General features: G+C 32.9%; 12 protein-coding genes. All 12 read right to left on the reverse strand.

Annotated features, from left to right (window positions below; translation table 11 throughout):
- Positions 1-37 precede the first annotated feature (37 nt).
- The 12 genes from FGM02_RS09215 to FGM02_RS09270 are packed head-to-tail and all read right to left on the reverse strand — an operon-like array spanning position 38 to position 13,245.
- The gene (locus FGM02_RS09215; RefSeq protein WP_139958074.1) at positions 38-1,114 is read right to left on the reverse strand and encodes a glycosyltransferase; all 1,077 of its coding nucleotides are present in this window, start codon (positions 1,112-1,114) and stop codon (positions 38-40) included.
- Entirely contained in the window at positions 1,111-2,226 is a 1,116-nt protein-coding gene (locus FGM02_RS09220; RefSeq protein ID WP_139958075.1) for a glycosyltransferase family 4 protein, read from the reverse strand. The genes FGM02_RS09215 and FGM02_RS09220 overlap by 4 nt, the downstream gene beginning before the upstream one ends.
- Positions 2,226-3,224, reverse strand: coding sequence for a glycosyltransferase family 2 protein (locus FGM02_RS09225; RefSeq protein ID WP_139958076.1), 999 nt, complete (start codon positions 3,222-3,224; stop codon positions 2,226-2,228). The genes FGM02_RS09220 and FGM02_RS09225 overlap by 1 nt, the downstream gene beginning before the upstream one ends.
- Positions 3,214-4,362: a glycosyltransferase family 4 protein gene (locus tag FGM02_RS09230; protein ID WP_139958077.1), complete on the reverse strand. Its 1,149-nt coding sequence runs from the start codon at positions 4,360-4,362 to the stop codon at positions 3,214-3,216. The genes FGM02_RS09225 and FGM02_RS09230 overlap by 11 nt, the downstream gene beginning before the upstream one ends.
- Positions 4,362-5,744 (reverse strand): UDP-glycosyltransferase, encoded by a 1,383-nt coding sequence (locus FGM02_RS09235; protein ID WP_139958078.1) that lies wholly within the window; start codon positions 5,742-5,744, stop codon positions 4,362-4,364. Before FGM02_RS09235 ends, FGM02_RS09230 begins: the two co-directional genes overlap by 1 nt.
- Before the next feature lie 10 nt (positions 5,745-5,754).
- The gene (gene asnB, locus FGM02_RS09240; protein WP_139958079.1) at positions 5,755-7,467 is read right to left on the reverse strand and encodes an asparagine synthase (glutamine-hydrolyzing); all 1,713 of its coding nucleotides are present in this window, start codon (positions 7,465-7,467) and stop codon (positions 5,755-5,757) included.
- Positions 7,468-7,469: 2 nt separating this feature from the next.
- On the reverse strand, positions 7,470-8,168 hold the full coding sequence (locus FGM02_RS09245) for an acylneuraminate cytidylyltransferase family protein (protein ID WP_139958080.1): 699 nt from the start codon (positions 8,166-8,168) through the stop codon (positions 7,470-7,472).
- Positions 8,168-9,328 carry a UDP-N-acetylglucosamine 2-epimerase gene (gene neuC, locus FGM02_RS09250; protein WP_139958081.1) on the reverse strand — a complete coding sequence of 387 codons (1,161 nt, stop codon included), beginning with the start codon at positions 9,326-9,328 and terminating at the stop codon, positions 8,168-8,170. Before neuC ends, FGM02_RS09245 begins: the two co-directional genes overlap by 1 nt.
- Before the next feature lies 1 nt (position 9,329).
- Positions 9,330-10,340, reverse strand: coding sequence for an N-acetylneuraminate synthase family protein (locus FGM02_RS09255; RefSeq protein ID WP_139958082.1), 1,011 nt, complete (start codon positions 10,338-10,340; stop codon positions 9,330-9,332).
- 10 nt (positions 10,341-10,350) lie between these two features.
- On the reverse strand, positions 10,351-11,316 hold the full coding sequence (locus tag FGM02_RS09260) for a glycosyltransferase family A protein (protein WP_139958083.1): 966 nt from the start codon (positions 11,314-11,316) through the stop codon (positions 10,351-10,353).
- The gene (locus FGM02_RS09265) at positions 11,313-12,245 is read right to left on the reverse strand and encodes a glycosyltransferase family 2 protein (RefSeq protein WP_139958084.1); all 933 of its coding nucleotides are present in this window, start codon (positions 12,243-12,245) and stop codon (positions 11,313-11,315) included. The genes FGM02_RS09260 and FGM02_RS09265 overlap by 4 nt, the downstream gene beginning before the upstream one ends.
- Complete coding sequence (locus tag FGM02_RS09270; protein WP_139958085.1) at positions 12,235-13,245, reverse strand: glycosyltransferase family 4 protein; 1,011 nt, start codon at positions 13,243-13,245, stop codon at positions 12,235-12,237. The genes FGM02_RS09265 and FGM02_RS09270 overlap by 11 nt, the downstream gene beginning before the upstream one ends.
- Positions 13,246-13,283: the final 38 nt, after the last annotated feature.

The raw sequence follows: 13,283 nt of genomic DNA on the forward strand, positions 1-13,283 counted from the left end.
AAATGAATAGAAACGATAAATATTCCTTTATACTTATTTAACACTTATATATATTTACTATTTTTTCTAAAAATATTTCTTTAGAATATCCTTCGATTACTTTCTTGTTTATAGACAAAGATAATTTTTCTCTTTTAGTTCTAGACATAATTAGCAATTCAATTCCTTCTGCTAATTTTCCAGGATTTAATGCTTCGACCAAAATACCCGTTGCATTATGTTGAACAACAGCGCTGCATTCTCCTACATTGGTAACCACTACAGGTAGTTTTGCCAATCCATATTCCAATAAAGCCACAGGTAAACCTTCCGATTTGGAAGACAAAACACCTATAGTAGCTTGCGATAAAATAGGCTCAATATCGGAACATACTCCGTACAAAAAAACACTTGTTTCAAGATGATTGAATTTGATAAATTCTTTTACCTTCATAGAATACGCATCTTCATAGTCCTTCCCAATTAAATGCAAAGTCCAATCAGTTTGTGTTTCTTTTATTTTTTTAAAAGCTTCTAATAAATTTAAATGGTCTTTTTGTTCTCTAAAACCAGCAAGGTGCACAATTCTTTTTCCTGCTATACCTTTTAAAACAGTAACAGCTTCTTTCTTTTCAAAAAAAGCAAAATTATTCAGCAACAAAACATCCTTACAATGAAGTTTACTTTCCGCCCAATTTTTCAAACTAGAATTGACAACAAGTATTTTTGAGAAGAAATAAGAGAAAACCGCTAACGGAAAGGTTTTCCTTTCGCTTAAATAATCTGAATTCCCAAAATGGTCATGCCAAATTAATTTCAAACTCGGACGTAGCATTTTAATACAAAATGCAATAAACCAAGATGAAGCATGTGCGTGTAAGGTATTTATGTCATTTGCAACCATGTATTTTCTAAGTCGCCACAATGCCCCAAAATCAAAAACTTTTTTTCTATCCAAATACAAATACCCAACATTACTAGCAATGTTTTCTTTTAACAAGCCTTCTTTTCTAGTTGCACATAAATGAGAAGTGATATTTTTCTCAGCCAAGCCATTGGCTATATTGACCGCTAAAACCTCAGCCCCTCCAACATTTAAAGAATCGACTATTTGCATTGCTCTAATATCTCTCACTTTAGTAATTTTTGTATTTCATTTTCAAATCGGTCAAGTGTGTATTGCTGCGACCAGTTTTGGGCATTTAAAACATGTGCTTTGTACAAGTCTGCATCCTTTAAATACATAGCAAGCTTTTCGCTTACAGATGCTACAGAAGCTTCGACCAGGGCACCTCTCGTTTCATTTCCTAACATAAAAGGAACACAAGAAACTTTGGATGTAATAGGCAAACAGCCCCAAAACATAGCTTCTGCAACCACCTTTGGCCATCCTTCCGACTTAGATATAAAAAGTAAAAAATGACTTCTTTCAAAAGCTTGTTGTACTATTTTCTTATCTGAATTTCCATGTAAAGTAACCACTTCACTTAATTTATTTTCAATAATATATACTGAAACAGCAGCAAATTCTGCCCCGTCTCCATACATATCTAAATGTACGCTTTCTCCCTTTTTGAAAAGTTCTTCAACTACTTTTACGCTTAATAAGGGTTGTTTCCCTTCGCTAAAAGTTCCAACAAAGATAAAATTAATGGTTTCGTCGAAATTTCTAAGTGGAATTTTTTCAATATCCTTTTTCCAATAAGAAGCCGTGAAAAATGGTTTTATGTTTTTACTTTGATTCTCCCATTCGCCATATACCAGTACCTGACAATTTCGTGTTAAAAAAGTGTTTGAAATCAGCCATTTTTGAAAATTATAACTTTTTGGCTGTCTACTCTTTGGATCCCAATTACCTGCATATTTAACCGTTTTGGGTTTAGAAGGAAAGGCTATTTGTGCAATACAACCCAACAATCCCACATTTCCTGGACATCGCAAATGAATATGGTCTGCCCACATCATGGTCTTTATTATTTTGATAAAAACGATAGGAATTTTAAAAATAGATTTTACTTTTTCTTTGAGGCCAATCAAATTAAAATTCGGTATTTCTTCAAAAAAAATAGTTTCTCCTTTGTAATTTGTTTCTATTTTTATCCGATTTTCATTTGTTTTAGGTGCTACAATTTTCGTTTGGTTTACCTGTTTTAACCATAAATTCATTTCACGAACATATGGTTCGTAAGCAAACCATTCATTTTCTATTTTTTTATGTACAACATGGGTTATAATAGCAAACTTCATTATTGGACTTTTGGTTTGTTAAAAATTAAACTCAGTAAACCTGCAATTCTACCCAAACTTTCGGTGAGCGCTTCTTTTTTATTAGCCGTAGTTAGAACATTACTTAAGCGAATAAAAGTCAGTAACAAAAGAATAAAATTCCATTTTACACGTGCTTTAAATTTAGGCTTTGGAAATTTCACTCTCCAAACATACCATCCATTTCTAACCACCATTTTCCCATAGGAAAATTTATTTGGTCTTCCTCCTGCCTCGTGGTAATGCATTAATTGCGCTGCAGTATTGACAAATAATTTGTATTTAGAAGAAACTCTTAGGCAATAGTCCATGTCTTCATAAAGTCCATAACCCTCAAAATAAGTCGAAAATTTAATTTTTTGTACCACTTCCTTTCTATAAGAAGACACGCCACCCATAAAATATTCAACAGCATATATTTTACCATTTGGAGGTAAAAAACTTACTGAAAAACCATTTGAAAATTCAGGCATAAAACAAGGTACGGTATTGGGCAATAAATTTAATTTTTTACGCAATACATTCCTAGATCCTAATTTTCGAATAGAGCCATCCAATACAAAATCGTCAAAACCTAAATTTCTATCTTTTTCTAATGTATCCCAATGCACTTCATTTGTAATATAACCACCTACTCCCCCAGCCTCTGGATGGATTTTGTAAGTATGAATCAATTCTTTAAAATAAAAAGTTTCTAAGACGATATCATCATCTAAAAAACAAACTATTTCCATGGCCATAGCGACTTTAGAAATTCCAAAGTTTCGTTGCTTGGTTAAGCCTCTATCTGTATCGGATACTTTGTAATAGACTAGATTTTTAAATGAATGGGCTTGCAGAATGTCTTGGGTCTCTTCATTCAATGATCCGTCAACCACCAAAATTTCATCTGGATACAATTCCTGTTTTTCAACAGATTTTAGCAACTTTAAAATTGCTTGTGGCCTTTGGTAGGTACAAATTATGAGACTAAATTTCATTTTGAATGCAATTCTTATACAAATTTATATTTTCATTCAATATTTTCTTCGCATCAAAATGACGCTTTAAATGTGCTCTTGCATTTTTCCCCATGATTCCTGCAACTTCTTTTTGCATGAGCAAGTTGATTATTTTATGAGCAAATTCTTCTGAATTTGTAGGATTGACCATATAGCCCGTTTCACCGTCTATCATTAATTCCTTAGCCCAACCAATATTGGAAGTCACCATTTTTTTTTCTAAAGCCATGGCTTCTAACCAAGTCATTGGAAATGCTTCGGCAAAACTAGGTAACAAAATAATTTCTGCTTTGCAAATATGTTCTTTTACTTGAGCATAAGGAACCGCAGCTATATGTTTAAAATTACGCTTAGCTTCCACAGACAAAAGTTCATTAAAAAGCTTTAAGGTAGATTTTTTTGCCAAAACATCGATACAATCTCTTCCTAACAAACAAAGCTGAACCGTAGGGTCTTTTTCTACAACAATATTGAACGCTTTGGCAATCTCTAAAACACCTTTTTTCCTAATTATAGTTCCAAAATACAACAAGGTTTTTGGTTCAATAGTTTTATGATTAGGTATAAAATCTTCACTGTTAATTGTATTGTAAAGGGTTTTTATTTCTTTATTTAATGAAAATAATTCCTTGGTTTTTTGTGAAACAAAATTACTTACCCCAATTATTTCAGTCGCCCCTAACAAAGCTCTTTTTTCAAAGAATTTATTTTTGAATTTTACTTTTCTTTTTTCAAGATGACAAAAATAGGTATCTGAACCATGCAAACGGATAAGCAACGGACAAGGAAACTTCATAAAAGCCGTAAAACCTGTCCACTCTGGAGCTTCCATTACATCTATCTTATTCGATTTTATTATTTTATTTACATAGGAATTAAAATACCTTCTATTGGTAAGCCAAGTTAGGCCTTTGAATCGTTTTCTCTGAACAAAATAAATTTCAACACCGTTCAATTCCGTAATAAATTCATTAGACTGACTCGGAATAAACACGCTAACCTTCATTCCATTACTAACCAATTGCTCGGCCAAGTTCTTAGTAAACGTTCCTATTCCTCCCACACTCGCGGTGAATTTTTTATGAGGATATTCTGGTGTAATAAATCCTATATGCATTATTGTGCCAAATTTTTAATAGTTTTCCAAATAACTTTTGAAGAATTTTCAGGGTGCTTTCCACATATTTTAACATACCAATCCAAAGCATCTTTCATTTTCACCTCTTGCAGTCCTTGCATAATAACCGATTCAATATCTTCCTTAGCATTTATCCATAATACCGCATCTTTACTTGGCATAGATTGGAAATGAACAAACTTATAAATTTTGTCCATCTTCCAAACTGAGTCGTTTGTTTTTTCTGTATCGTAGTTTAAAAATGCACAAGGTTTATTTTGTGCCGCATAGTCAAACGCCATTGAGGAGCCAACATTAATTACCAAATTTGTATAATGAACAGTACTTGCCAGTAAATTCATGTCTTTTTTTGTAGGCATAACCCTATTCCAACTATTCCCTAAATTATCCCATAAAGGATCTATTAAAGTAATGACATTTTTATATTCCTCATAAATATACTTATGTCTATCTGTAAAATCTACTGGGCATTTTCTATAGATAATTCCTATATTATTTCCTTTTTTATTTAATGCTACTACGGCTTTTGCAACGTCTTCTAAATAATATTCATCGTTTGGTGAAGTGGTGATATCATCACCAGAAAAACAAATGTATTTTTTATCCGGTGTTAAATTATATGTTTTATAAAACTCTTCTTTAGGAATTAACAACTCTGACTGATAGTGCATTTCAAATTGTGGTGTTCCAACAATATAAATTTGATCATCTTGAACTTCTGGATAATAGAATTTCAATTCTTCTTTCATATGTTCACTCCAAACAAAATAACAATCGGATTTTACAACCATCATTCCTTTTGGTAAATTATCCCAAGAATAAATAAACGTTGCAGTTCTAATTCCTAAATCTTGAGCCGCCAAAAGTGGCGCTATTGCCGATAAAGGTCTTTGATTGGTAAGAAAAATTAAACTCGGTTTTTCCTTTACCAAAGTTGCTTTAGATTCTTTATAATAATCCGTAGTTCGTTCTGTGGCAAACATCTGTTTGTTTAAAAATGCCAAGCCTTTTTTTGAATTGCATAAAAAGACCAATAAATTTACTAAAAACGTTTTTAAAGCACTTTTTAAGCTAGCATAAGATTGAGGAAACAAATAAGAAAAATAAACTTTATCGTTCGTCTTTTTATAATTCTGTTTTAACTCAATTATAATTTTTGCCCTTTTATATATATCCGACAAGGGAGCCGTTTTACTATTTTCAATTTTTATTTCATTTAAACCCAATGTGGTTAAATCAAACCCTGTATTGTTCCAATAAACGGTATCTATATTATTTTCCAAGCCAAACTTAGGAAATTTTGTATAAGCGAAATTTCTAAGTCCAACCCCATCAGGTAAAAAAACAAATACTTTTTTCATTCAATTAAATTTAGTTCGATTTTGTATTTAAAAAGCTTGTGTTCCACCATTGCCAAATATGAAAACTAGCATCTCTATCTCCTTCTTTGTAATTTTTCAATTCTTTTGCCAACTCATCAAAATTAAACCAGCCAGCAATAGCACTTTGTTTTAAGTGTTCTACAGCTTTTTCAATTTCCGTAAAAAGCTCCTCTCCCAACCATTCTCTTTGTGGCGTTTGTAAGGGTCTTTTAGGAGCGTAGGTAATAGAATCACTTAAATATTCAGCCACCAATTCACGTAACAAATATTTTTGAACCCCATTTTTTATTTTGTATTCCAAAGGCTGCGCAAAAGCAAACTCTACCAAACGATAATCTAAAAAAGGTTCTCTTAGCTCTGTACTATACGCCATAGAAATACGATCGTTAAAACGTAAAGCTCTTGGAATTTTAGTGTAAAATAAATCTCTGTATTGCTTGTTTAATACCTCATCGTCAAACAAAATAGGATACTTCGGTTTTTTCGCTTTCTTTAAAAACGAGGCTTCTAAAATATTGGGTCTAAAAGGCGATTTAGAAACTCCCTGTATGGTATTGTTGTTGTTTTGCGTATAATAATCATAGCCAGCCCATTGTTCATCCATTCCCTGACCGTCTAGCAACACCAACGTATTTTGAGTTCTTGCTTTCTTAAATATTTCACTATAAGCAACCGTTGGAACTCCACCACATGGCTCATCTTGAACAGCTATAATAGCATTTATTTTTTCAACTAGTTTTTCATCTGGACTAAGCAGCACTTTGTTTAAAGGGTTTTTCGTCAATCCGATCATTTCCTCTACCCATGGCAATTCGTCATACCGTTCATCATCGGTATAAAATGTATAGGCTTCAATGTTTTTCCCTTGTTCCAACTGATTCACAAAAGCCAACAAAGTAGAACTATCAAGACCTCCACTAATATTAAAACCAACAGCTACATCTGCTCTAAATCGGATAAAAATACTATCCAACAGCAGTTTTTTATAATGCGCTTTGGCTTCTTCAAAAGATAACTTATTTTGTTGCAGCTTTTCAATAGCAGCTTCAAAAAAATACCATTTATTGATGGCTAAGGTTTTATTTTTATACTCTAAATAATGTCCCCCTGCTAATTGCGCTATCTGATCCCAAAACGTTTCATTTGGCATGCCATATGAACCATAAGCCAAATAACTTGCCCACACGGCTTCATTCGGTTTTTTAGGAATATTGGCTTCATGTAAGGTTTTAATTTCTGAAGCAAAATAAAAAGCTTCTTCTGAATTATGGTAGTAAAAAGGCTTCACTCCAAAACGATCTCTTGCAGCAAATAGGCTTTCTTCTTTTCTATTCCAAATGGCAAAAGAAAACATACCATTTAACTGCTTTAAACAATCTTTGCCCCATTTTAAATAACTCGCCAAAAGAACTTCTGTATCCGAAGAAGTTTTAAAATCATAAAAAGAAAGTTCTTCTTTAAGCTCTATATAATTGTAGATTTCACCATTAAAAATTAATCTATAATTGCCACAGTTACTTTCAAAAGGTTGATTTGAGTTGGAGGATAAATCTAGAATAGAAAGTCTATTATGTCCTAAAGCGGCCATACCTTCTTTCCACATTCCTGTAAAATCGGGACCTCTATGCTGCTGTTTTTGCAACATTTTCTCTAAACAGCTTTCCTCTGCACCGGTTCCTATGATGCCTGCAATTCCACACATGTTTAGTTATTTATTTGTTTTAATACTACTTCTGCTTTCTTCCAATCGGCCATGGTATCTATATTTACATAAGCTTCTTTAGGAGATTCTATATATGCGACACTGGCACCATACAACGAATTTTGCTCTAAAATCACATTCGTTTTTGTTATATAAATACTCCCATCTCTATGGTAAGCGATCGGTAAATCTTGTCTTCTTGAAATAATTTGTTCTTCCCCTGTAGCTATTTTTAAATTTCCCGAAGCATTCGGTTCAAACACCCAATGTGGGTTGAATTCATGAGGCACTTTTTGCACAGAAACCAAACTATCGGTATTCGCTTTTTTGAATTTTTCTATGGCTTGGTTTAAAAACTCAACGGTTCTAAAAGGACTGGTTACTTGTAACAAACAAACCGCTTCAAACTCAATTCCTAAATTTTTATAATAGGCCAAAGCATGTTGAATCACCGGTAAGGTGGGTGCTGTATCAATCGCTAAATCCATTGGTCTTTTAAAAGGAACTTCAATTCCCAAACTTTTTGCCACCACCATAATTTCTTCATCGTCACTACTCAAAACTAGTGTATCTATAAGATCACTAGCCAAGGCAATTTCTGAAGTATATTGCAACAGGGGTTTCTTGCCTAACAATTTAATATTTTTTCTAGGAACTCCTTTAGAACCTCCTCTAGCCGGTATAATTCCTAATATTTTCATTAATATACAATTGTTTTATGAAATGTAAATTCCGTATCTGCAAGAATATTTGCAATTCTTTGCCCAGACTTACCATCACCATACATATTTTCTGAAACAATATTTTTTGTCGTCATTCTATTTTGAATACTTTTTAGGATTTCATTTTTATCATAAATTGTATCTAAAACATTGCTTCCTCTTTCTCTTTTATTTTGACGAGTTCCTATATTTACAACAGGTACACCTAAATAAGAACATTCTCGAATTCCAACACTAGAATTCCCTATCAAACATTTACTATTGACCAATAATTTTAAAAAATCATTGGGTTCCATGTTCTTAAAAAAATGAATGTTTTTTGGTTGGTGATTTTCTCTAAAGGAACGTATTCCTCCAGAAGTTCCATCAGAACCTGCATCTACATTTGGCCAAAACCAAAACGTAGGAATATTTAATTCGTGAACTGCTTTTAAAGTTTCTTCAACATCTTTTCTGGCAGAGGCATATTCTGTTGTTACCGGATGTTGCATCACCACAATATACCCTTCTTCTTTCCAATTAATTTCAACACCTACTCCTCCATATTTTTGAATAGGGTCAAAATCTAACTTGGGACTATTTTGTATTTCGTCGGCCAAATCTATAGAAGGACAACCGGTATTAAAAACCATATCAGGATTTTCACCCATTTTTAAAACGCGTTGTTTGGCGTCTTCAGAAGCCACCAAATGCACATCTGCTAATTTGGTATTGGCATGACGTACTTTTTCATCAATATTTCCAGTTACCTCTCCTCCTTGAATATGCACTAAGGGGATGTTTTGATACGATGCAGCAATACTTGTGGCAATGGTCTCAAATCGATCGGCAATGGTTACAACAGCATCTGGCTGCAAACGGTAAAATACATTGGCCAATTCCATCACTCCTAAACCTGTCGTTTTTGCCATTGAAGTTGGATTTTCTCCTTCCAAAACCATAAATACTTTTTCGGCTATAACAAAACCATCATTTTCAATAAAATCGACAGCATTTCCATAACGCCCCAACAAAGCAGAACCTGCAATAACTAATTGCAATTCCAATTTTGGGTGATTTTTAATAGCTGTTAAGGCTGTTTTAATTCTACTATAAGAAGGACGTGCTGTAACCACAACACATATTTTTTTTATGGACATATTATTCAATTAAATCTTCATCATTTAAAAAATCCCATTGAGACATGTCTCTCTTCAACTTTTTACCGATTACATTTTCATATTCACTAGCTAAGATACCAAATCCTTTAGGTTTTTTAGTCTCTAAATCAGAAAAACTGAGGACATCACCTGCTTTTAAATTTTTATTGATTGCCAGTGATTTTTCAAAAATGGATTTTAAATTGCCAAAGGCTGAATTATCTGATTTATTTACAGGGTTTTGAAGGGCCGTTGCAATATTATTTACCGATTTGACTAACTGTGTGGTTTCCTTCATGGTTAAGGAAGCCTTTGCATCTGGGCCAAACATTTCTTTATCGAAAACCACATGAAATTCCAAAATTTCAGCACCTAAAGCAGTCGCCGCAATACAAGCTTCCAATGCTGAAGAGTGATCGGAAAAACCGATAGGCACCTTATACCTATCTTTTAATTGTTGAATAACGTTCAGTCCAAATTGTTCGGGCTGTGTTGGATAAGCGGTTGTGCATTGTAAAATTGAATATGTAACGTTTCTAGATTTTAAAAAGGAAACTGTTTTGTCCAACTCTTCATAAGAACTCATGCCCGAAGAAATAATTACAGGCTTTCCTGTTTGCGCTATTTTTTCTAACAGCACAAAATTATTCACTTCACCAGAACCCACTTTATATTGTTGTACCCCTAATTCTTCTAACAAATCGACGGCAGCATTGCTAAAGGGAGAACTCATAAAGGCTAGTCCTACTTCATCACAATGTTGTTTTATTTCTTTCCACTGCTCCAAACTAAATTCCATACGTTTCCAATAGTCCATTCTAGTTTCGTCTTGCTTAGAAAACTTAACTCTGAAGGGTTCGTGAATGCTACTTTCTGCTTCCGCAATATGGGTTTGAAATTTAATGGCATTACAACCCGTTTTTGCAACAGCATCGATATAAGCGTGCGCCATTCCTAAACTACCGTCATGGGCTTGCGCTATTTCAGCAATGCAATATATTTGATTAGACATAGGATATTTTTTAAATGAATTTAATTTTTTTTAATACTTTATAGATGAATTTTCTAAAAAAGTATTGAGGTAAATGAAACCGATGTTTTATTTTATTTGTTGCTTTTATAAGCGTTTTACTTCCTTTGTGTTTCACTGTATTTGTCCATTCAGGAATTGTATTTCCTAAATGATAAGCTTTTGTTTCTAGGGTAGACAATCTGTAATAGCCTAATTGATCAAATTGAAGATCTAAATAAAAATTTTCATCGCCATTTTTAAAAACATATACAGGTTTTACACATTCAAATTCTTTAAAAACATTCCGATAGGTTGCCACAAAATGACCACTCCCTACACAGGCTTTGATTTGTTGCTTTTCCAAATAAAACTGTTTCTTTTTCCAGTTCTGTTTCTTATGATTAAAAATTTCAGGATTGCTTGTCCCCTCTTCTAAAAACTTAAAAGAATCAGCTGTAACAACATTGGCTTTTTTAGGGAAATGAAACAAATTTCCGAATAATGACACATTGTTGTAAAATGTTAAATGAGGAGATGGAACTGGACTTACAACACCTGCACGATCGAAAGCCTCAAAAATTTCAAACACTTTATTTTCCCATTCATTGAAGTAAAAAACATCCGCATCGGCAATGCTTATAAAATCTTCATAGGAAGCTCTTGCTTCAGATAAAATAGCAAATACTTTTCCATAATTTTCTTGATAAACAACATGTTTGTCTATCAGTTTTTGCGCTAACAAACTGTTTATATATTCGGTAACTTCTTGTTTACAGTTATTATTTATGATGGTTATTACCGTAGTATTTACATCAATTGTGGCAAAAAGAGAATCCATGGATGTTTTATAAACTTCCAATAAATTTTTAAAATATTCGTCGTTAGAGGCTGGTATGTACACAGGAATTATGATTCTATGTTTTTTATATAGAATTTCTGTGTGCTTTGTTTTTTCTGGATTGTTCCCTATTCTCATGATCGAAAAATATTTTTTAGAATCTGTGGCTTGGAAAACAATTTAAAAAAACCATTTATTAGATCTTTAAAAGTTAAGTGCTTCCATAGACTTTTAAAAGAAAACCAAATAAGACTTTTGTTTTTAGATTGCTTGGCCAACTTGAAATGTAAGAGAAATTTATAGAAAAAATGTATTCTTAGTTCCGCTACTTTTTCTTTGTTGAAATTATTTTTCACCAAAGTATAGACCAATTGATTGGAGTGGATTCTAGATTTTAAGGTAGAAATATGATTTTTCCCATTCATGCTATCTTCATGACTCCTAAAAAAATACAAGGCTTTGTAAACGGGTTTGTAATTTGTAGACTGGCTTAATAAACGAGAATAAAACTCCCATTCTTGCTTTCGCATAAGTGATTCATCAAACAGTTTCTTATCAGCTAAAAAGCTTCGTTTAAACAAAGGTCCGTTGGTATGGAAATTTACTTTTCCTGTAATATGGTCTTCTAAGACTTGATTTGAATGTATTTGATTCCATTTTCTAATCACGTTTGAAAACGAATCTTTGTATTCAACCCCTTCACAAACCGCAAAATCAAATTCCGTGTTTTGTAAGGCTTTGACTTTGGTTTCTATTTTTTCAGCATGCATGGCATCATCACTATCAAACCATTGAATATAGGTCCCCTTAGAGAGTTCAAAAGCATAATTCCGACAAGCATTTGCTCCTTTAGGTCTAGTAGTCGGTCGACTGGCATATTGAATGCGAGGCTCTTTTTGAGCATATACTTTTAAAACATTTAAGGTTGCATCCGTTGAACCATCATCTACGACAATACACTCCCAATTTGTATAGGTTTGGGCAATAATAGAATCTAGCGTTTCATGTAATAAAGCGGCTCGATTAAAAGCGGGAATAAGGATAGATACCAAAGGATTATTTTGCATTTGCTACAGTTTCAAAAAAATTAAAATATTTCTCTGCAATAACTTTGGGATGATGCTCATTTATTTTTTTCAAGTTTAAATCTGAAAAATTTGTGTGTACAGCTTCTAAAATTGCTTTTGTCATGCTTTTTGTGTCATTTGGATCGTACACACTTCCTCCTACATTTTCCACTTCTTCTCCCATATTGGCAATTGCAGGTGCTACCACATTTCGTTGGAAGCTCCAACTTAAAAAAATATTTCCAGAATTCAAGTTGTTTCTTCTTACCACTAAAAGAATATCGGCAGCCTTTGCATAAACCTGAATCTCTTCATCTTCTACGTACTGTTGTTGTAACAAATACTTGGGATTCCATTCATAAAAGCTCTTTTCAATTTTTTTAATATACCTATTTTTTTGGTTTAAAAAATTAAAATAAAATCGGGGAATTACCAATATTTTATCTTTGAGTTTTAGTTTCTGAAATGCTTTTAAAACCATTTTTTCTTCTTCTGCAGATCTTAAGGCTCCAAAAACTAATATTACTTTTGATTTCTTCGAAATACCTAGTTTTTCTCTTGCCTCATTGCGAGAAACAGTATTTGGCAACATCGTGTACAATGGGTGTTCTATGACTATATGATTCGCATTTTTATACCTAGCAGCGTACTTGTTTTTGCTAAAGTTTCCTAAATGAATAATACCATCGGCATTTCTTAATACCAAATCGTATAATTGCACAAAACGTTTGCTATCGTTATAATGTGGATGAGCATTGTGAAGAACGACTACAATTTTTGAATGCTTTTTCCAAAATAACAACTGTGACTCTAAAGTGCTAAGCTGTACTTCTGTTGGTTCTTCCCATTTAAACAAACCTTCAGGCCAATGAATATTGACTATATCATAGCTTGTGTTGTAATCTGTACATGCTCCATACGAAAATGTCCCATTAAAAAAATTTTGTATTTCTTTAATGAACAAATTTTTGCTTTCTTCAAAAGGTAAAAATATTTTCATTGAGTCTATATTGATACAGCTGTATCTTATGATATTAT

The sequence above is a fragment of the Flavicella sediminum genome (genome assembly GCF_006381105.1).
Classification (GTDB): domain Bacteria; phylum Bacteroidota; class Bacteroidia; order Flavobacteriales; family Flavobacteriaceae; genus Flavicella; species Flavicella sediminum.